At 68.2% G+C, this 19,875-nt stretch carries 14 protein-coding genes, 1 tRNA gene and 4 pseudogenes; 5 read left to right on the forward strand and 14 right to left on the reverse strand.

Going from position 1 to position 19,875, the window contains the following annotated elements:
- Positions 1-2 precede the first annotated feature (2 nt).
- From KIV56_RS02120 to KIV56_RS02130, 3 genes and pseudogenes are all read left to right on the forward strand, one after another.
- A pseudogene (locus KIV56_RS02120) lies at positions 3-1,032 on the forward strand (SPFH domain-containing protein).
- Between the two features lie 4 nt (positions 1,033-1,036).
- The gene (locus KIV56_RS02125) at positions 1,037-1,807 is read left to right on the forward strand and encodes a glycerophosphodiester phosphodiesterase family protein (RefSeq protein ID WP_281534986.1); all 771 of its coding nucleotides are present in this window, start codon (positions 1,037-1,039) and stop codon (positions 1,805-1,807) included.
- A 150-nt stretch (positions 1,808-1,957) separates the two neighbouring features.
- Positions 1,958-2,323, forward strand: a complete 366-nt coding sequence (locus KIV56_RS02130) for an RNA polymerase-binding protein RbpA (protein ID WP_134531837.1) — start codon at positions 1,958-1,960, stop codon at positions 2,321-2,323.
- Positions 2,324-2,336: 13 nt separating this feature from the next.
- Here KIV56_RS02130 and lnt read toward each other — a convergent pair whose 3' ends face one another.
- From lnt to KIV56_RS02185, 11 genes and pseudogenes are all read right to left on the reverse strand, one after another.
- Positions 2,337-3,995, reverse strand: a complete 1,659-nt coding sequence (lnt, locus tag KIV56_RS02135) for an apolipoprotein N-acyltransferase (protein WP_432432626.1) — start codon at positions 3,993-3,995, stop codon at positions 2,337-2,339.
- Positions 3,977-6,436: a DEAD/DEAH box helicase gene (locus KIV56_RS02140; protein WP_281534987.1), complete on the reverse strand. Its 2,460-nt coding sequence runs from the start codon at positions 6,434-6,436 to the stop codon at positions 3,977-3,979. The genes lnt and KIV56_RS02140 overlap by 19 nt, the downstream gene beginning before the upstream one ends.
- A gap of 22 nt (positions 6,437-6,458) precedes the next feature.
- A pseudogene (gene tatC, locus KIV56_RS02145) lies at positions 6,459-7,200 on the reverse strand (twin-arginine translocase subunit TatC); the annotation flags it as partial.
- 47 nt (positions 7,201-7,247) lie between these two features.
- The gene (gene tatA, locus KIV56_RS02150) at positions 7,248-7,469 is read right to left on the reverse strand and encodes a twin-arginine translocase TatA/TatE family subunit (protein ID WP_134446564.1); all 222 of its coding nucleotides are present in this window, start codon (positions 7,467-7,469) and stop codon (positions 7,248-7,250) included.
- A complete protein-coding gene (locus KIV56_RS02155; protein ID WP_281534988.1) occupies positions 7,462-7,821 on the reverse strand; it encodes a hypothetical protein in 360 nt (119 codons plus the stop codon). The genes tatA and KIV56_RS02155 overlap by 8 nt, the downstream gene beginning before the upstream one ends.
- A gap of 3 nt (positions 7,822-7,824) precedes the next feature.
- Positions 7,825-8,835 carry a helix-turn-helix transcriptional regulator gene (locus KIV56_RS02160; protein ID WP_281534989.1) on the reverse strand — a complete coding sequence of 337 codons (1,011 nt, stop codon included), beginning with the start codon at positions 8,833-8,835 and terminating at the stop codon, positions 7,825-7,827.
- Entirely contained in the window at positions 8,832-9,857 is a 1,026-nt protein-coding gene (locus KIV56_RS02165; RefSeq protein WP_281534990.1) for a helix-turn-helix transcriptional regulator, read from the reverse strand. The genes KIV56_RS02160 and KIV56_RS02165 overlap by 4 nt, the downstream gene beginning before the upstream one ends.
- Positions 9,858-9,938: 81 nt before the next feature.
- Entirely contained in the window at positions 9,939-11,585 is a 1,647-nt protein-coding gene (locus KIV56_RS02170) for an HNH endonuclease signature motif containing protein (protein ID WP_281534991.1), read from the reverse strand.
- A 444-nt stretch (positions 11,586-12,029) separates the two neighbouring features.
- Positions 12,030-12,923 (reverse strand): FKBP-type peptidyl-prolyl cis-trans isomerase, encoded by an 894-nt coding sequence (locus KIV56_RS02175; protein WP_281534992.1) that lies wholly within the window; start codon positions 12,921-12,923, stop codon positions 12,030-12,032.
- 162 nt (positions 12,924-13,085) lie between these two features.
- Positions 13,086-14,216: a tRNA (adenine-N1)-methyltransferase gene (locus tag KIV56_RS02180; RefSeq protein WP_281536041.1), complete on the reverse strand. Its 1,131-nt coding sequence runs from the start codon at positions 14,214-14,216 to the stop codon at positions 13,086-13,088.
- A 14-nt stretch (positions 14,217-14,230) separates the two neighbouring features.
- Complete coding sequence (locus tag KIV56_RS02185; protein ID WP_348648453.1) at positions 14,231-15,058, reverse strand: HAD family hydrolase; 828 nt, start codon at positions 15,056-15,058, stop codon at positions 14,231-14,233.
- A 3-nt stretch (positions 15,059-15,061) separates the two neighbouring features.
- On the opposite strand from KIV56_RS02185, the pseudogene KIV56_RS02190 reads away from it, so the two are divergent.
- A pseudogene (locus KIV56_RS02190) lies at positions 15,062-16,013 on the forward strand (PAC2 family protein).
- Between the two features lie 12 nt (positions 16,014-16,025).
- Here KIV56_RS02190 and mshC read toward each other — a convergent pair.
- The 3 genes and pseudogenes from mshC to KIV56_RS19380 all read right to left on the reverse strand — a co-directional run bounded on the left by mshC (position 16,026) and on the right by KIV56_RS19380 (position 19,547).
- The gene (mshC, locus tag KIV56_RS02195) at positions 16,026-17,348 is read right to left on the reverse strand and encodes a cysteine--1-D-myo-inosityl 2-amino-2-deoxy-alpha-D-glucopyranoside ligase (RefSeq protein ID WP_281534993.1); all 1,323 of its coding nucleotides are present in this window, start codon (positions 17,346-17,348) and stop codon (positions 16,026-16,028) included.
- A gap of 10 nt (positions 17,349-17,358) precedes the next feature.
- The gene (locus KIV56_RS02200; RefSeq protein WP_281534994.1) at positions 17,359-18,213 is read right to left on the reverse strand and encodes an undecaprenyl-diphosphate phosphatase; all 855 of its coding nucleotides are present in this window, start codon (positions 18,211-18,213) and stop codon (positions 17,359-17,361) included.
- Positions 18,214-18,228: 15 nt separating this feature from the next.
- Positions 18,229-19,547: pseudogene (locus KIV56_RS19380) on the reverse strand (M20/M25/M40 family metallo-hydrolase).
- Between the two features lie 158 nt (positions 19,548-19,705).
- Between KIV56_RS19380 and KIV56_RS02215 the strand changes: the two are divergent.
- Positions 19,706-19,788, forward strand: a tRNA-Leu gene (locus tag KIV56_RS02215).
- The last annotated feature ends 87 nt before the right edge of the window (positions 19,789-19,875 follow it).

Here is a 19,875-nt window from a genome sequence, read left to right on the forward strand (position 1 = left end):
TCATGAATGATCCGACCCAGGTTGTCGTGCAGGTGATCGTTGTGGCCTTTGTCGCCGCGCTCGTCATCTTCGTGATCGTGACCCTCGCGAAGTCCATCCGCATCATCCCCCAGGCCAGGGCCGGGGTCGTCGAGCGGCTCGGCCGGTACCACAAGACACTCATGCCGGGCCTCAACATCCTGATCCCGTTCGTCGATCGGCTGCGTCCACTCATCGACCTGCGCGAGCAGGTCGTGTCCTTCCCGCCCCAGCCGGTCATCACCGAGGACAACCTCGTCGTGTCCATCGACACGGTCGTGTACTTCCAGGTGACGGATGCCCGCGCCGCGACCTATGAAATCGCCAACTACTTGGGCGCGGTCGAACTGCTCACGACGACGACCCTCCGTAACGTCGTCGGCGGGCTGAATCTCGAGGAAGCGCTCACGAGCCGCGACAACATCAACGGCCAGGCTCCGCATCGTGCTCGACGAAGCAACGGGCAAGTGGGGCATCCGGGTCGGCAGGGTCGAGCTCAAGGCCATCGACCCGCCGCACTCCATTCAGGACTCGATGGAGAAGCAAATGCGCGCCGAGCGTGACCGTCGCGCCCTGATCCTGACCGCAGAGGGCACAAAGCAGTCCGCAATCCTCACCGCCGAGGGCGCCCGCCAGGCGGCCATCCTTTCCGCGGAGGGCGACGCGAAGGCGGCCGTGCTCCGGGCCCAGGGCGAGGCCGAGGCCATCACGACCGTCTTCCGGGCGATCCACGAGGGCGACCCCGACCCGAAACTCCTCGCATACCAATACCTGATGACCCTGCCGAAACTCGCAGAGGGCAGCGCGAACAAACTGTGGATCGTGCCGAGCGAACTCACCGAGGCGATGAAGGGCATCGGCCGCGCGTTCGGCGAGCGGCCCGTCGACGGGTCCGCCACTCCTCCGGCTGCCACTGCCCCCGCCGCTCCCCAGGCCGCCGCACCGACGTCGCCCCCACCTGTCGCGGAGACTCCCGCCGGCACCACCGCCGGCTCGCACGCCGCCGAGGGGTAGCCGCGTGATCTCGGGCGGCCCCTCTACTTTCCTGGCCGGGTCGCCCCCGCGCATCTTCGCGCACCGCGGGCTGGCACTGAATGCCCCCGAGAACACGGTCCTCGCTTTCAGTCATGCCCTCGCGAGCGGTGCGACCCACCTGGAAACGGACGTCCACGTGTCCAGGGACGGGGTCGCCGTGCTCAGTCATGACGCCCGCCTGGCCCTCCCCGAACTGGACATCCAGCTCGAGGCGCTGCGCATCGCCGAACTGCAACGAATCGACCTCGGCTTCGGCCAGTCCTTCGCCTCCCTCGCCGAAGCGCTCGACGCCTTCCCGGAGGCCCGGTTCAACCTCGACGTGAAATCAGAGGACGCCATTGCCGCAACGGCGACGGCCGTCCGTGCCGCGGGCGCAACCGACCGGGTGCTGGTGACCTCGTTCTCTGAGGATCGCCGGAGAAGGACGGTCCGGCTCCTGCCCGGCGTCGCCTCGAGCGCATCCGCATCCGTGGTTGCTCAAGCCGTCGTCGCCGCCCGGGTCGGGAACAGGGCGCTGCTCCGGCGCGTTCTCAGCGGATGTGTCGCGGTCCAGGTGCCGGAGACCGCGTCGGTGCTGCACGTGGTGACACCCCACTTCGTGAGGGCCGTGCACTTAGTCGGCGTCGAGGTGCATGTCTGGACGGTCAACGAGCCCGCAGCCATGGACCGCCTCCTGGACACCGGCGTGGAAGGCCTGATCACGGACCGATCGGACGTTGCTGCCGCACTCATCAGCGACCGATCCCAACGCTGACCCATCTCGGAACCGACCACGACACGCCCGGAACGCCATGAAACTCAGTTCCGAAACTGAGAGTTATCACCGAGTAAGGGCATAACGGAAAGATAACGCCCAGCTTGACGGTTTATAACTGAGAGTTGCATCGCGAGAGGAGACCACACAATGGCGGATCGCAGTTTGCGTGGCATGAGGTTGGGCGCACAAAGCCTTCAAAGCGAAGAGGGCGTAACCTTTTCACCACGAGTTAGTCACACATACCTGTGTGCAACGTGCTCACGAGAGACGGTGATGATCTTTTCGGCGGAGGCGGAAGCCCCCGACGAGTGGGAATGCCGGTTCTGTTCCCAGACGGCCACCCGGCTCGTCGATTCCAAGCCCGTCATCGTCGATCACTCGGCCGAGAAGGTACCGCGCACGCACTGGGACATGCTCCTGGAACGTCGCACCCGTCCCGAGCTCGAGGAACTGCTCGAGGAACGCCTCGCGTTCCTGCGCGCACGTCGCGGACAGCAGAAGATCGGCGCCTAACGCCGATCAGACACTACGCACGCACCCGATTCGTTCGGGTGCGTTCTGCGTTAACCGGTCGCGCCGCTGCCTCGGCCGCTCGCCGGCGCGCCTCACGCGGTGCCGAGGGCGCGAAGAGCAGGCAGAAGACGAGCCCCGCGAGGCCGAGCCCGGAGACGAGCCACTCGATGCCCCGCCCCGCCGCCATCGCGGGCGTCCGGGTCGTACTGAGCGGAACGGTCTGCACCATGGAACCGGGGACCCAGGTGGGGAGGCTGTCCATCGTGTGGCCGTCCGGCGCGATGATGGCGCTCGTTCCGACCGTCGAGATGTTGACGACGGTGCGTCCGGCCTCGATCGCGCGCAACCGGGCGATCGCGAGCTGCTGGACGCTCTCGTCCGTATGTCCGAAGTCCGCGTTGTTGGTCTGCGCGAGGATCACCGTCGCCCCGGAGTCGATCATCTGGTGGACCAGCTGATCGTCGGCGATATCGAAGCAGATCGCGATTCCGGCCAGGATCCCGTTGACGTCGAAGACGTTCGGCTGGGTCCCGAGCTGGTAGTCCCGCGAGATCAGGTCGATCAACTCCGGGGCGAAGGGACGCCAGAAGGCCCGATCAGGCATGTATTCAGCGAACGGTACCGGGTGCACCTTGTCGTAGAGGGCCGTGACGCCCTCCCCCGCCTTCCAGAGCAGGCTCGTGTTGTAGTACTTGCCGTCCCGGTAGGTGATCGTGCCGGTGATGAGCGGGGCCATCATCGCGCGGCTGACATAGTCGAGGACGTTCGCAGCGTCCTGAGACCGGGTCGGGTCGATGTCACTGCCGTTCTCCGGCCACACGACGAAGTCGACCGGCTGACCGACCAGCGGCAGGGTAGCCGAGGTGTGGTCGGCGAGGATCTGCCCCGGCGAATACTGCGCAAAGAGACCGGCATCGGACGCGCCCTGGACGGCGGCGATCCTGGCCTCCCCCGACTGGGCGATGGGCACCGCCGGCACGACGAGGAGCAGGGCGACGGATGCCGTGAGCACGGTCCACCTGGCCAGCGCGCCCCAGCCGACCTCCCGCAGCAACTGCAGCGCGAGCGCGCTGAGCCAGACGATCAGGAAGCTGAGCCCGGACATCCCGACCCAGGCCACGAGGCCGGCAAACGGGCTCTCCGACTGTGAGATGGCCACCCGGCCCCAGGCGAAGCCGCCATACGGCCAGACCGCGGAAATCGCCTCACGTGCCGTCCAGAGGCCGGCCACGACCAGCGGAACGAGGCCGAGGCGTCCCCATCGGGTCGGCCAGGCGCGCGGGCCACGGTTCAGGACCACGGCGATGAGCCAGAGTCCGACGCCGAAGAAGATCGCCTCGAGTCCTCCGAGGGCGAGCCAGGGCACCGGGCCGAGGTAGAGGGTGATCCAGCTGATGTGGATCAGCCAGAACGACAGCCCGGCGACCATGCCGACGAGAAGCGCCGGCGCCGGCCGGCGACCGAGCAACGCGACGAACATCAGCAGCACCCCGAGCGGCGCGAGGACCCACCAGGAGCGGTCGGGGAACCCGCCGTCGAGGATTGCTCCCGCGCCGGCGGCCAGCAGGACGGCCGCAGGGAGGGGCAGCCGGAAGGCCCCCGCTCCGCGTTCATCTCTCTCGCGTTCATCTCTCTCGGGTTCACCGGCACGGCCTAGGCGAACGAGGAGTATGCGACGATGCCGCGCCGAATGGCGTCGAGCGCGATCCGGGCGGTCACGCCGACCGGGGCGTCGGCGACGACGGACAGCTGGTCGAGAAGGTCGATGGTCTGCTTGGTCCAGCGCACGAAGTCCCCTGCGGCCATCTCCGCCTCGTCGAGAACGTCGATGAGCGAGCCGTCGCGGGCCCATTTCCACATCGCGAGGCTGAGCCCGACCGCGAGCGGGTTGCTTCCCGGCAGCTGGTGCTCCCGCTCGAGGTCGTCCAGGCGGCTCCAGAGCTCTTGGGTGTCGTGCAGGGCCGCCCGGAACGGTCCCCGGGGCAGATACCGCTCGTCGATGAGCCCCTCCTCGCGCCGCGGCTCGAAGACGAGGGCGCAGGCCATCGCTGCGAGTCCGGCCGGGTCGAGGTCGTTCCACAGTCCGCGGCGCAGCGACTCGGCGACGAGCAGGTCCCTGTCGGCATAGATCCGCCGGAGAATGAGGCCGCTCTCGCTCAGCGTCACCGCGCCGGCGTGGTCTTCGAGCAGGTATCCGTAGCCGAGCAGGACCTCGGTGACACGGTCGAAGACGCGGGCGACGGCGCCGGTGCGCGTCGTGATCTGCTTGGTGAGGGCATCCGTCTCTCGACGCAGTTTCCACCAGCGCTGCGCCCAGCGGGCGTGGGACTCGCGTTCGGGGCAGTTGTGGCACGGATGCGCGCGCAGCCGCTTCCGCAGGCTCGCGAGCTCGCGCTGGCGGCGCTCCTTCGCCGCGCGGGCGCCGGTCTCCCCCGTGAGCGTCTCCCGTTCGACCTCGGTGAGCCGGCGGCGGATTGCCGAGTACTCGGTGAAGTCGCCGAGGTGGCAGACCATCGAGGCGGCGAAGCCCGTGAGGGATGCCTCCTGCTGGCGAACGGCCCTGGCCATGTCGACGACGGCCCTGTCGGCCTGGAACTGGGCGAACGAGGATTCCAGGACCGTGCGAGTGCGGTCACGCCCGAACTGGTCGATGAGGTTCACGGCCATGTTGTACGTCGGCTTGAAGCTCGAATTGAGCGGGTAGGTGCGGCGGGAGGCGAGCGACGCGACGGTCTGCGGGTCGAGTCCTGCGGCCCACTGGATGACCGAGTGGCCTTCGACATCGATGCCGCGCCGGCCGGCGCGGCCGGTGAGCTGGGTGTACTCCCCCGGCGTGATCGGTACCCGGGCCTCGCCGTTGAACTTCTCGAGCTTGTCGAGGACGACGGTTCGCGCGGGCATGTTGATCCCCAGGGCGAGCGTCTCCGTCGCGAAGACCGCCTTGACGAGCTTCTTCTGGAAGAGCTCCTCGACGACCTCCTTGAAGGCGGGCAGCATGCCGGCGTGGTGGGCGGCGACACCGCGTTCGAGACCGTCGAGCCACTCGAAGTAGCCGAGCACGCCGAGGTCCTCGTCGAGCAGGGTGCGGCAGCGTTCGTCGACGATCGCGCGGATCTCGGCGCGTTCGGCGGCATCGGTCAGGCGGACGCCCGCCCGCAGGACCTGGTTGACCGCCTGGTCGCAACCGACCCGGCTGAAGATGAAGAAGATCGCGGGGAGCAGGTGCTTGCCGCCGAGGAGCCGGACGATCTCGGCGCGGTCCATCCTGCCCGGTTCGAAGGTCGACCGCGGAGGCTGCGCGCGGCCGCGGTTGCCCCCGTGCCTGCCATCCTGGCGGACGGAGACCCCGCGGCCGGCGCCCTGGGCGAGGCGGACCAGTTCCGGATTGACCCGGTGGGTTCCCGCAGCCCCCGCGGAGTCGAACAGGTCGAGCATCTTGCTCTTGACGAGCACGTGCTGCTCGAGCGGCACGGGCCGTTCCTCGGAGACGATGACGTCGGTCTCGCCGCGAACGGCCTGCAGCCAGTCGCCGAACTCCTCGGCGTTCGACACGGTTGCGCTCAGGGACACCATCCGCACGTTCTGCGGCAGGTGGATGATGACCTCTTCCCAGACGGCGCCGCGGAACCGGTCGGCGAGGAAGTGCACTTCGTCGAGCACCACGAAGGCGAGGTTGGTGAGCAGGTCGGAGTCCGCGTAGAGCATGTTGCGCAGCACCTCGGTCGTCATGACGACGATGCGGGCCTGCGGGTTCACGTTGGTGTCACCGGTGAGGAGGCCGACTTCGTCTGCCCCGTACTCCGCGACGAGTTCCTGGAACTTCTGGTTGCTCAGCGCCTTCATCGGGGCGGTGTAGAAGACCTTCTTGGTCGACTGCTTCATCGCGAGGTAGATCGCGAACTCCGCGATCAGGGTCTTGCCCGCTCCGGTCGGAGCCGCGACGAGCACGCTGTTGCCGTCCTCAAGGGAGGCGCAGGCGGCGATCTGGAACGGGTCGAGATCGAACCGGAGGCCGGCTCGGAAGGCGGAGAGCCTGGGACGGCTCGCCCGGTCCCGAGCCGCTGCGAAGCGCTCGGCCGGTGTCGGCTCGGCCGGAGTCTGGAGAGAGGTCATGGGGGACGCCTAGAGCGCCAGGCTCCTGTTCGAATGCGAGGGCGCGCCGGGCGGCACGCCGGTCATGCAGCACGGCAACCCCGTACGCGGCGAAATACAGCACCACCATCGGGACGGCGAGGAGGAACATCGACACGACGTCGGCCGCGGGGGTAGCGATGGCGGTGAAAAGGATGATCACGAGGATGGCGACCCGCCAGGACTTGATGATCGACGTCGCACTGATCACCCCCGCGAAATTGAGCAGAACGATGAACACGGGCAGCACGAATGCGATCCCGATCGCGACGACGAGCTTGAGCACGAAATCGAAATAGCTCTGAGCGGTGATGAGCGCGGCGTCCTGCGACGGTGCGAAACTCGTCATGAGCTCGACGACGTGCGGCAGGACGTAGAAGCCGGCGGCACAGCCCGCCAGGAAAAGAGGCACCGCGGTGAAGAAGAAGCCGAAGGTGTAGCGCTTCTCGGTTCGGGTAAGTCCGGGCATCAGGAAGGCGAAGACCTGGTACAGCCACATCGGGCTCGAGATCACGATTCCGACGTAGACGGAGATCTTGAGCTTGAGGTCGAAGGCACTCGTGATGTCCGGGTAGTTCAGCTGCGCGCTGCGCCCCTGTGCCGACGCGATCGTGTAGATCGGCTCCCTGAGGGCGTTCCAGACGAAATCGGACAGGAAATAGCCGATCACCGCGCCGACGAGAATTCCGGCTGCCGCGAGGAAGAGGCGTTTCCGCAGGCTCGAGCAGGTGCTGCCCGAGGGACATCTTCCCGTCGGAGTTCGTGCGCCGAGGAGTGCGCCCAGGCACGGAGGTTACGGCTTTGTCGTCGGATCGGGCGCGTCGGCTCCCGGGGCGGAGTCCGTCCCCGGTGCGCTCTTCGTCTCGGCGGGCTCGTCGCTGCGGATCTCACTCTTGAAGATCTTCATCGACTGGCCGAGGCTGCGCGCGAGTGCGGGAAGCTTGGGCGCACCGAAGAGCAGCAGAACGATGACAAGGATGATCAGGAAGTGCCATCCGGTCAGGTTGTTAAGCATGAGGTTGCGTCCTCTTCATCGGTGGGTCAGGTCTAACGATCGGGCCGTGTTGCAATAGCTTACCTCTGGCGATCCGGCGATCCCGCCGTTCCTGCCTGTGGCGTTCACGGGCGGTGCGTTGCAGGTCGACGGCCAGGGCGAGTTCGCTCCAGTCCGCGAAGATCGCCGGACGTCGTGGTGGCGTCTCCTCGGCCGGGTCGGCGTCGAGTCCGCCGACGAGGTCGCCGAGCGCGCCGACCGCATCCGCAAGGGCCATCAGCTTCCGGAACAGCGTCACGGCGAACCAGGCCAGCATCCCGAGGAGGACCAGGACGAGGCCGGTCCAGATCAGGACCCAACTCCACCACGGCATCGGCTACTCCCCCGGCCCTGCCGCTGCAGTGGATGCCGCAGCCTCCGCGTACCGCGCCGCACCGGCATCCGCCCACGCCCGCACGATCTCGCGAGCTGCGGCGGGTTCGACGACGGTGACGACCCCGGAGAGACCCGCGACGAGGCGTTTGAGCGCGTGATAGTGCGAGACACGCAGGGTCGCCCTGACCCGGTCGCTCTCGAGGGGCTGGACCGGGCGGCCGGAGAGGTAGTCGCCGAGGAGGGGCAGCGCACCGGCGGCGAGCTCGACGACCACGTTCAGGTCGGATTCGGAGCCCTGGAACAGGGTCTCGGGCAGGATGAGTTCCTCGGTGCGGCTTGTCACGGGGCGATCGGTCGCGGTGAGCGCGCTCATCCGGTCGAGCCGGAAAGTCCGGACGGCGCCGCGCAGGTGGCACCAGCCGCGCAGGTACCAGTCCCGGTCGACGGATTCGACCCGGAGCGGGTCGACATAGCGTTCCTCCTGCCCGCCGCGGGCGTTCAGGTAGTCGAACCGCACCTGGACGCCGGTCCGCAGGGCGGACTGAATGACGGAGATCGCTGCTCCCGAGGTGCTCGCGGACACGGCGAGCTGGCTCGGCGCGGCGGTGGCGCTCCGGGTCAGCTTGGCCATCAGGGATGCGATCGCATCGCGGTCGGCATTCTCGGGAAGGGACGAGAGGTACTGCAGCCCGGCGATGAGCGCGGCTGCCTCGCGGGCGGAGAACCGGGGGGAATCCTCGATCGCCACGAGATGGGTCAGCACGATCGTGTCGTCGGCCTCGAACTGGCCCCACTCGATGTCGAAGAGGTCCCCCGGCAGGTACTGGCTCGTGTCGCCGGGCACCCCGGACACGGCGATCAGGGTGACGGCGTCGCGCACGCGCTCGGGGGCGACGCCGAAGTGGGCCGCGACGTCCGTGACGCTGATGCCGTCGTGGTCGATGAGATACGGGACGAGCGAGAGCAGGAACGTGAGCTTGTCGGGTGCGCCGAGCGGCACGCGGGGGCTCATGAGCGCGCCTCGAGCGGCTCGTGGGCGTCGCGGACGCAGAGAAGCCGGTCGAGCACGGCGTCTCTGAGCGCCTGCGGGGCGTGCACGAACACCTCCGGCCCGAATCCTGCGAGCTCGTCGGCGAGGATGTTCAGGTCGGTGTAGTGCAGGACGAGCGCCGCGGTCGGCTGGGCGCCGGAGGCATCGGCTGCCCGCTTGCCGAGGCGGACGGCGGCATCGCTGCCCGGGAGGACCTCGATCTCTGCGACGTTGGCCGTGAAGAGGGCGTCGAGTTCGGCGAGGGCGGTCTGGCCCGCGTCCGGCCCGGATTCGGGGGCGACGAGGTCGGGGACGACCGTGACCGGTCCGACGATGCGGGACAGCAGGAACGTGCGGGTGGCCCCGGCGTCGAGGTCGGTCCCGAACAGATGCCAGCGGCTTTCGTGCTGGACGACCGCGCGCGGCGCCACCTTCCGGCGTCGCGGGGCGGCCTCGCCGGGCTTGAGGTAGAGGAAGGAGACGACGTGCCCACGGTCCATGGCCTTGCTGAGCGGTTCGAATGAGGCCTCTCGGACCCGGAGGGTCGGGGCGTATCCGAGGACGGGGTCGCCGTCCGCTCCGCCGAGCGCGTTGAGCTTGGTCAGGGCGCGCCGGGACTCGGCGGACAGCGAGCCCTCTTTCCAGACCGTCGCGGCGAGTTTGAGCAGCATCAGTTCGTCGCCGGAGAATGATACGTCCGTCGGGAGTTCGTAGAGGCCCTTGGGGATCCGGTAGCGCAGGTTGCGGTTGTTGCCGGGATCCTCGGGCTGCTCGACGGTCTCGAGCGGGATCCCGAGTTCGCGGATGTCGTCCTTGTCCCGCTCGAACTGCCGCTCCAGGCTCGCATTGTCGCCACTGTGCACGTAACGCTGCCGGTAGCCCTGGACGGTCGAGAGAATGTCGGCCTTCGTCAGGCCGTTTTCCGTCGCTATCAGTGCCAGCACGAGGCTGAACAGGCGTTCTTCAACCGTGACGCGGTTGATCGGTTCGGGGGTGGTCGACACGCTGTGAGTCTAACCGAGCCCCGGTAGCCCGCCCGTGTCGAGCAGTGAGAAGCGGATGCGACACGGTGCCCGGGTCCCTGTTCAGTCGCGGCTGGGTGGTCCGGTGAGGACCTGGTGGGCGCGGTGCCGGTTCGGTGGCCGCCACAGTCGCTGCGGGTCGATGAGCCCGGGAGCTCGGACCTGTGGTGAGCCGTTCACCATGCGGATCTCCCACCCGGAGGTATCAATCGTGTGGTGATGGAACCAACAGAGCAGGACACCGTTGTCGACCGTGGTGGGCCCGTTCTGCGCCCACGGCTTCACGTGGTGCACTTCGGCCCAGTGTGCGGGTGCTTTGCAGCCGGGGATGATGCAGCCGCCGTCGCGGGCGGTGATCGCCCGGCGCTGCGCCCGGTTGAAGTACCGTCGCTCCGGTCCGAGTTTGAGGACCTGGTTGTTCTCCCCGAACAACACCCCTTGGAAGCCGCCGTCACAGATCCGCTGATGCACCGTCTTCAAAGACACCGGGGCTTCGACGCCGTCGATCCACCCGACGCCGACCCCGGAGGCGAGGTCGGCGGCGTTCACGTGCACCATCACGGTCGGGGCTGACCCGCCCATCGACGGGGTGTCTTCGTCCCGGGCGGCGTGCTCGAACAAGGCCCGAAGGATGTCTGCACGTTTCTCCCCGCCGGTACGGGTATCCGCACGGCGCTCCCGCAGCTCGGCCTCGATCACATCCAGCTCTGGGCCCGTACCAGCCTCGCCAGAGGTCTCGGCGCCGGGGATCAGCTGCCCGGAGTCCATCAGGGCTTGCTCCTCCTCGGTGGGGAACGCGGGCCGGGCGTGGAAGCTGAGGAACGCGTCGAAGAGGGTGTTCATCATCCCGTAGAGCTCCGGCGTCACCCCACCCTTCACCGGGTACAGGCCGTTCTTCAATTGGCCGAAGCCGATGTTCGACTTCGCCTCGAACAGATCCTCCTGGGGCAGGACCCCGTCGGGGTCGAGGATGGCTTGCCATTGGAGCACCATGCCGCGGATCAGGTCTGCGGCCGCGGGCACCCCGGCGCCGGCGAGGATCTCGGTCTCGGGCGTGATCCACCCGGCCGCCGTGGCGACCAGGGCACGCTCGGCGACCTCCACCTCCGCCGGGACCGCCCGGTGACTGACCGACCCGAGCCCCGTGGTGATCAGCTCGGCCGCTTCCACCCCGATATCCCCCGCCGCCAGCGCGGCGCCCACGACCGGGAACAACGGCGGCAACACCGCCAGGCCCGCCCGGCGGGGCAACACCGCATCCCCGAGCTTGATGCGCCGCTTGACCTCCCGGGCAGACACCCGCGTCACCCGCGTCAGTACATCCCACGGGCCCCGGCACCCCATCCGCCACGCCAGACCCTCCCGGCCCAGCACCCGCGCCCGCCGGTCCACATCGGTTGCGGTGGTCACCCGGGCCGCATCCACCGACCGCCCAATGGCCTCGACCTCTTTCAGCGCAGTGACCGCTTCCGCATCGCTGAGCAGCCCGACCGGGATCGCGGCTAGAACGTCCGCGAGAGCCGCCTGGATCTCGGCGAGCCGGGCGACAGCATCCGCATGCACCGACGGCACCGACCCGGCCAGCCCGACAGCACCCTCGAATCCTTCTGCGACCGCAACGGGATGCGCCGACTCGACTTGCCCGTCCGAGGAGTTGACCGACGATTCAGCCGACGATTCAGCCGACGATTCGGTGGAGGCGAGCCCCACCGGTGTGGGCTGATCCCCCGAGGCCAGATCGTCTGCCTGTGGGGGGTGTGACTGGGGATCCGTAGCTCCTGCCATACCCCGATTCTACCCCAAATCGAACACGAATACGAGACTTACTCACCTAATTTCTGAGTTTTTATCCTGATTTTCAGACGTTTGGCCGCATGCACGCCAGCACACTGTGTGGCGAACTCAGGAGATCCGCCCGGGAGAGCAACACCGGCCCGCGGACCAGTGCGGCCGATCCCACCCGGCAGCACGGATCTCCTGAATTCGACACACTCACGAGCCCAGACGCGCCCGCATTGTCCTGGCCCGAGGTTCGTGGGGCATGCGTGCAGACACGGCCGATCCGGCGAAAGTACGGGACAGTCCCCGGAAAACAAGCATCACCCCCCGTTGTCGTGAACGGAGGGTGACGCGTGAGGTTGCGGAGCGGGCTGGCTAGCCGATGCCGAGGATGTCGATGACGAAGACGAGGGTGGAGCCGGCGGGGATGGTTCCCTGCACTGCGTCCCCGTAGCCCTTGGCGGGCGGGACGACGGTGAGGACCTGCGAACCGACGGTCTGGCCGATGATCGCCGTCGCGAAACCGGGGACGACGCCGCCCTGGGTCTTCGAGCCGTCGACGGCGAGCAGCTGTGCCGGTGCGCCCTTGGTCCAGCTGGAGTCGAAGACCTTCTTCTCGGCCCAGAGGACACCGGTGTAGTGCACGGTGACCGTGTCGCCCTCCTTGACGGTGTCGCCGGTGCCCTTCTTCAGGACGGCGACCTGGAGGTCAGCCGGCGGTGTGCCGCCCGGGATGGTGATGCCCGGGGTGCCGTTGGCGTCGAGCACGACGGCGGGAAGGCCGTTGACCGGGGCCTGATCGGCACCGTTCGCCCGGAGCAGGTAGGTCTTGACAACGTCGATCACGAAGACCAGCGAGTCGGTCGCGGCGATCCCGAGGGTGGAGTTGCCGCCCTGCGGTCCGAAAGCGTCATCCGGGGAGACGACGACGGCGATGCGCGAGCCTGCCTGCGCGCACGCGAGTCCGTCGGTGATGCCCTTGATGGTCTGGTCGTTGAGAGTGAGCACGTTGGCGCTCGTGCTGTCGTACTTGCTGACCTGGATCGGCGAGCCCGTCGTCCCGTTGTAGACGTTGAGTTCGATCTTCGCCTGCTGGCCGGTCACGAGCTTGTCGCCGGAGCCGGGGACGATGACCCGGCCCTGGGTTGCCCCGGTCATGAGCGGGGTGGGGAAGTCGACCTTCGGGACTGCGCCGAGGTTGTCGCTGACCGTGACGAGCTTCGAGGCGGCGCCATCGCTGATGGGTGCGACGCAGGCTCGACGCGGCATCCGCACTGCTGCTGCACCCGGTGAGGGCGGCAAGCAGAAGGCTGGCAGTCGCAATGAGGGCAGAAGCTCTACGCACAGGATCTCATTTCAGTGTGGGACGTTCAGCGTGCGGCGCCCTCGGGGCGCCCACAGTCGGGAGGCCGAACACGGCCGGAGCCTATCCTAACCGGCGTCGGCTGCGGTATCGGTCGTGGTGTCGGTCTCGGTGTCGGTGGGCGTCTCGGTGGTTCCGGGCTCGTCCAATTGCGTGGCGACGACGGCCGGCCCTCGCCCGTCGAGGCCCCGGGCCTTGGAGGTGGCCGCGCCGGCCTCCGCGATCCGGACCCGCTTGCGCATGACCTTCCCGCTCACGCTGCGTTCCCCGAGTGCGCCGGGGGTCCAGGCCTCGACATCCGCATCCGAGAAGTCGGTCTTCGAGGGCCTGCGCTTGAGCTCGGGCAGGATCGTGTCGGGTGCGAGACGCCGGGCCGTGATGAGGAACCCGGTGTGCCCGATCATGCGGTGGTCAGGGCGGACCGCAAGTCCTTCGACGTGCCAGCCGCGCACCATGGTCTCGTTCGAATCCGGGTTCGTGTAGAAGCCGGTTCCGCGGATGGCCTCGGCCACCCGGGAGAGCTGGGTCACGGTCGCGACGTAGCAGAGCAGGACGCCGCCGGGCTTGAGTGCGGCGGAGACGGCCTCGAGGCATTCCCAGGGGGCGAGCATGTCGAGCACGACCCGGTCGGCCGTCTGGTCCGGGACCGCCGACGGCAGGGCGTCCGCAAGGTCACCGAGGGTGATCGTCCAGTTCGACGGGTCGGCGCCGAGGAACGTCGCGACGTTGTCCCTCGCGACGTCGGCGAACTCGGCGCGGCGTTCGAAGGAGGCCAGGTGCCCGGCCGGCCCGATCGCGCGAAGCAGCCAGAGCGACAGGGCTCCGGAGCCCACCCCGGCCTCGACGACCGTCGCGCCGGGGAAGATGTCGGCCTGGGCCAGGATCTGGGCTGCGTCCTTGGGGTAGATGATCGCAGCGCCCCGCGGCATCGACATCACGAAGTCGTTGAGCAGCGGGCGCAGCGCGAGGTGCTCGACCCCGACGTTGTTCACGACGACGGATGCATCGGGCAGGCCGATGATGTCGTCGTGCGCGAGGATTCCCCTGTGGGTGTGGAAGACCTTGCCCGGCTCGAGCGTAATCGTGTTGAGCTTGTTCTTGGGGCCGGTCAGCTGCACACGGTCACCGACCCGGAAGGGCCCGCTGCTCTGGATGACCTGGGTGTACTCGCCGTTCGGGGTGGTGCCGGTGTCGCTCATGTTGTCGGTGTCGCTCATGCGTGGGTGTCGTCCTCGATCGGATGCGGGCCGGAACCGGGCCGCGCGGGTACCTCGGCGGCATCCGCGCGCCGCTCGGCAAAGACAGTGTGGACGCCGGCCAGCGTGCGTCCGTGCAGGGTCGGCCACAGTTCGTACCGGGCGCTGGCCTCGATCTCGACCATGTGCGGAACCGCGATGACGACGGCGCCGGAGGCGACGGCCGCCGCAATGCCGGGAAGGGAGTCTTCGACGGCGACGCAGTCTGCGGGGGCGACACCGAGCAACCGGGCGGCGGACAGGTAGGCCTCGGGGTGCGGCTTGCTCTGGACGACCATGTCCCCGGCGACGATCGCGTCGAACGCTGCGAATCCGACCTGGTCGGACACCTGCTGCGCCATCCGGTGTTCTGACATGGTCACGAGGGCCATCGGGATGCCCGCGGCCTTGACCTCCGTCATCAGTTCGAGCGCTCCGGGACGCCATGGCGCCCCGAATTCGCCGAGGAGACCCTGCACCCGGGTGGTCAGTCGGTCGACGATCGCTTCGGCGTCGAGGCGGACCCCGCGGTCCTGAAGTATGGACGCGGAGTTCAGCAGGCCACTGCCGACCAGGAGCATGCAATCGCTGTGCGTCCAGACCCCGCCGAAGCTTTCGACGAGCTCGGTTTCGGCGCGCATCCAGTACGGTTCCGAGTCGACGATCGTGCCGTCCATATCCCACAGCACGGCCGCGGGCAGGGGCGAATTCAGACGGAACGGGTTCACAGGGTCCAAGTGTAAGGGGCACCGCTTATCCTTGACTGACGGTGCTTTTCCGGGCGCCCCGGCAGATCGAGGTTTCACGCAGTGACAGATGGCAATGGATTCCTGGGCGGACGCCTCCTCGTGGTGGCGTTCGCGGGCTGGAACGACGCGGGTGAGGCTGCGACCGGTGCCGTGGGCATCCTCAGGGACCTCCTCGACGTGTCCTCGCTCTTCGAGGTGGACCCCGAGGTCTACTTCGACTACCAGTTCAACCGGCCGACGATCTCCACGGATGACGAGGGTCACCGCCAGCTCGAATGGCCCGGCGCGACCCTGTTCGGTCCAGCCGAACCCGGAGTAGTCGGCGAGCCTCTCGCCGATGACGCGCAGTTGCGCGTGAGCGGCAGCAACGCGGGCAATATCTACCTGCTGCTGGGCACCGAGCCGAGCCGCAGCTGGAAGGGATTCACCGCTGAGGTGCTCGACGCCGCCCTCGCGGCGGACATCGGGGGAATCGTCTTCCTCGGCGCCATGCTCGCCGACGTTCCGCACACGCGCCCGATCTCCATCTTCGTCTCGAGCGAGAATCCCGAGGTGCGCAGCGAGCCTGCAGATCGAGCGCAGCAGCTACGAGGGTCCCGTCGGCATCCTGAGCGTGCTCTCGCACGCGGCCGAGCTCGTCGGCATCCCGACCCTCTCGATCTGGGCGTCGGTCCCCCACTACGTGCACAACGCGCCGTCGCCCAAGGCGATGCTCGCCCTGATCGACAAGCTCGAGGAGATCATCGACGTGGTGATCCCACGCGGCGACCTCGTCACCGAAGCCGAGGAATGGCAGACCGGTATCGACACCCTCGCTGCGGACGACGAGGAGATGGCCGCGTACATCAACCAGCTCGAACAGGCCAGGGACACGGTCGACTCGCCGGAGGCGAGCGGCGAGGCGATCGCCCAGGAGTTCGAGAAGTACCTCCGCAAGCGCGGAGACGGCCGCGACGGCCAGGCCGGCCGCGCAGACGGTCGTCCAGGACCAGACGGGCCGCGTCAGCCGTAGCCCTTCGTCTGGCTAGAGCGCGATGCCCAGCAGGGCGTCGATGGCCAGGGCCACGAGCTCCGGCTCGGCCGCGCCGGCAACGGCTGCGGCGTCGAGGGTCCGCAGCGCTGCCGGGGTGTCGAGGTCGTTGACGAGCGCCGCCCGCAGCGTGACGATGACCTCGTCAGCGCTTGCGATGGCATCCGTGTCGACATCAGCGAGTGTGCCATCGGCGTTCGCGGTCGTGTCTGCGGTGGCCCGACCGAAGGCGTTCGTCCACGCCTCGAGGCGCGCCTCTGCCGCGGTGAGCGAGTCAACCGTCCACTCCCAGTCGCTGCGATAGTGCTGAGCGAGCAAAGCCAGGCGGATGGCCCGGGGATCGGTGCCCCCGGCACGCAGCGCCGACACGAGCACGAGGTTGCCGAGCGACTTGCTCATCTTCTCGCCCAGGTAGGCGACCATGCCGGTGTGGCTGTACACGCCGGCGAGCGGATGCCCGGAGAGGGCGGCCGCGTGGCCGCCGCTCATGTCGTGGTGCGGGAAGATCAGGTCTGAGCCGCCGCCCTGCACGGTGAAGTCCGTGCCGAGTTCCTTGAGCGCGATCACGGAACATTCGATGTGCCAGCCGGGTCGGCCGGCGCCGACGCGGGAGTCCCAGGCCGGTTCCCCCACCCGGGCGGCACGCCAGAGCAGCGGGTCGAGGGCGTCGCGCTTTCCCTCGCGGTCAGGATCGCCGCCACGCTCGGCGAAGAGGGTCAGCATCTGCTCGCGGTCGAGGTTGCTCTCGTCGCCGAGTCGCCAGGGTGCGACCCGTTCTGCGGCGGCGATGTCGAAGTAGATGTCGGAGCCTGCCGACTCTGCCGGGCCGTCGGTGTCGGAGAGCTCGGCGGCGTCGACGGCGACCGCGTAGGCGAGGCCGTCGTCCCAGAGCTGGGCGACCGCGTCGGCGACCTCCTCGATGACCTCGGTCACGGCGACGTAGTTGTCCGGAGGGATGATGCCCAGGGCTTCCATATCGGTGCGGAACAGGTCGACCTGGGATGCTGCGAGGTCCCGCCAGTCGACACCGGTCGCCGTCGCCCGCTCCAGGAGCGGGTCGTCGACGTCCGTCACGTTCTGCGCGTAGTGCACGCGGTATCCGGCGTCGAGCCAGACCCGCTGGAGGGTGTCGAAGGCGAGGTAGGTGTTCGCATGCCCGATGTGCGTCGCGTCGTAGGGCGTGATCCCGCAGACGTAGAGCCGGGCGACGTCGACCGGTTCCGCGAGCACGAGAGCTTCCGTCGCCGTGTCGTACAGGCGCGGAGCTTCGGAGTTTCCGGGGAGGACGGGGATGTCGGGGTGTCGCCAGGCGCGCATTCAGGGACCCCTATGCCGCGATGGTGTTGGTCGCGAGCAAGGCCATCAGTGCGAAGCCGAGCACGATGCGGTAGATGACGAACGGCAGGAAGCTGCGCTTGGAGATGTAGTTCATGAAGAATCCGATCACGAACAAGGCGACGATGAAGGCGACGACGGTGGCGACCACGGTCTCGGCCGGACCGAAGATTTCCGGGGTGCAGTTGGTGGCGCCTTCGAGGCACGGGTGCGCGATGGCCTTGTACATCTCGTAGAAGCCGCTGCCGAGCACGGCCGGGATGGCGAGCAGGAACGCGTAGCGGGCGGCGGCGCGGCGCTCGTAGCCCATGAACAGGCCGGCCGTGATCGTTCCGCCGGAGCGGGAGACGCCGGGGATCAGCGCGAGCGCCTGGGCGAAGCCGTAGATGACGCCGTGCGTGACCGTGATGTCCTTCAGGCGGCGCCGGTGGGCCCCGACCGCATCGGCGACGCCGAGCAGCACGCCGAAGACGATGAGCACGGTCGCCGTGATCCACAGGTTGCGAAGGGTGGACTCGATCTGGTTCTGGAAGACCAGGCCGAGCACGACGATCGGGAGCGAACCGAAGATGATGAGCCAGCCCATCCGCGCGTCGGGATCGCTGCGCGGGATCTTGCCGAACAGGGCCTTGACCCAGTGCGTCACGATGCGCGAGATGTCCCGCCAGAAGAACAGCACGACGGCCGCCTCCGTGCCGATCTGGATGATCGCGGTGAACCGGGCGCCCGGGTCCCCGCCCATTCCGAGCAGTTCGCCGACGATGCGGATGTGGGCACTCGAGGACACCGGGAGAAACTCGGTGAGACCCTGCACGAGTCCCAGAATGATGGCGTTGAGGAAGTTCACCGGTGGCTCGCTTTGCTAGTAGGTCGACAACAGGTCGGTAAGGACCCGCCTGCCAAAGACTAGCGCGTCGAGCGGAACCCGCTCATCGACCCCGTGGAACATGCCCGGGAAATCCAGCTCGGCGGGAAGCCGGAGCGGGGCGAACCCGTACCCGCGGATACCGAGCTTGGACAGGGCTTTGTTGTCGGTTCCCGCGGACAGAAGGTAGGGCAGCACGGGGGCTCCCGGGTCGTGCCGGTGCAGGCTGCCGACGACGGCGTCGACGAGCGGGCCGCCGAAGTCGGTCTCGAGGCCGATGTCCCTGTGCATGACGACGATCTCGATATCCGGGCCGATGAGGCTCGCGACCTCGGCGAGCACCGCGTCCTCCTCGCCGGGAAGGGTGCGGATGTCGATGAGCGCCTCTGCGAGGTCGGGGATCACATTGTGCTTGTACCCGGCCTTGAGCAGCGTTGGGTTGGTCGTGGTGCGGAGGCTGGCCTGGATGAATCCGGAGGCGGTGCCGGTCGCGAGGGCGAGTTCGTCCGGGCCGACGAGCCTGCGGGTCAACGTCGAGGATCCGGGCGATCTCGGCGAGCAGGCTGGGTCGTCGTGCCGGTCAGCCGGATCGGCCAATCCTGGCTTCCGATCGCAGCGACAGCAGTCGCGAGTTTCGTGACGGCGTTGTTCCTGATCAGCCGGGAACCGTGGGCGGCGTCGCCCCGGGCTACGAGCTTGATCCAGATGAGGGCCTTCTCCCCCGTCTGCAGCAGGTAGGCGCGCTGGCCGCCGAGGGTGATCGAGTAGCCGCCGACCTCGCTGATCGCCTCGGTGGCGCCGGCGAAGAGCCCCGGGCGGGTGTCGACGAGGTGGTGCGAGCCGAGCACTCCCCCGGCCTCCTCGTCGGCGAAGAACGCGACGACGAGGTCGCGGGCCGGCGCGTCCCCTGCCCCGAGGATGTCGCCCAGGGCGGCGAGGATCATCGCATCCATGTTTTTCATGTCGACGGCTCCGCGGCCCCAGAGCAGGCCGTCCTTGATGACGCCGGCGAAGGGGTCGACCGACCAGGCCTCCGGGTCGGCGGGGACGACGTCGAGGTGGCCGTGGACCACGAGCGCGCCCGCATCGCGGTTCCTGCCTGGGACGCGCACGACGACGCTCGTTCGGCCCGGCTCCGAGTCGAAGAGTTCCGGGGTGAGTCCCAGGCCCCTGAGGTGCTCGGCGACGTACTCCGCGGCATCCGTTTCGCCGTTGGATCGGCCCTCGCCGTAGTTCGTGGTGTCGAACCGGATCAGGTCGCGGGCGAGTTCCGCGGTCAGATCGGGGGTGTTGCCGGATCGGTGTCGTCTGCCCAGGAAGCCATGACTTCACGCTATCGGTAGTCGTCGTCGAGAGGGCTCGTGGGCGGTCAATGACCGTCATCTGACAGGCGCGTGGCCGGGGTGTGCCGGAGGGCCTCGAAATCCGTGCTAGATTATTGACTCGTCAGCCGGTCAACGGCTGGCCAGCACCAGCCCGGGTGGCGGAATGGCAGACGCGCTAGCTTGAGGTGCTAGTGCCCTTATGGGCGTGGGGGTTCAAGTCCCCCCTCGGGCACAGAATGAAGATCCGGCAGGTCAGGTTCTTCGCTGTGAAATGAAATAGGTCGCGACATCCAGCGGATGTCCGGCCTATTTTTTTGCC

The organism is Cryobacterium breve (assembly GCF_027594785.1).
Taxonomy (GTDB): domain Bacteria; phylum Actinomycetota; class Actinomycetes; order Actinomycetales; family Microbacteriaceae; genus Cryobacterium; species Cryobacterium breve_A.

Bases quoted from the DNA above. Each gene is read 5' to 3' on its own strand.
- KIV56_RS02130 (WP_134531837.1), top strand. From the start codon at position 1,958: ATGGCGGATCGCAGTTTGCGTGGCATGAGGTTGGGCGCACAAAGCCTT.
- KIV56_RS02140 (WP_281534987.1), bottom strand. From the start codon at position 6,436: ATGACCTCTCTCCAGACTCCGGCCGAGCCGACACCGGCCGAGCGCTTC.
- tatA (WP_134446564.1), bottom strand. From the start codon at position 7,469: ATGCTTAACAACCTGACCGGATGGCACTTCCTGATCATCCTTGTCATC.
- KIV56_RS02155 (WP_281534988.1), bottom strand. From the start codon at position 7,821: ATGCCGTGGTGGAGTTGGGTCCTGATCTGGACCGGCCTCGTCCTGGTC.
- KIV56_RS02160 (WP_281534989.1), bottom strand. From the start codon at position 8,835: ATGAGCCCCCGCGTGCCGCTCGGCGCACCCGACAAGCTCACGTTCCTG.
- KIV56_RS02175 (WP_281534992.1), bottom strand. From the start codon at position 12,923: ATGCCGCGTCGAGCCTGCGTCGCACCCATCAGCGATGGCGCCGCCTCG.
- KIV56_RS02180 (WP_281536041.1), bottom strand. From the start codon at position 14,216: ATGAGCGACACCGGCACCACCCCGAACGGCGAGTACACCCAGGTCATC.
- mshC (WP_281534993.1), bottom strand. From the start codon at position 17,348: ATGCGCGCCTGGCGACACCCCGACATCCCCGTCCTCCCCGGAAACTCC.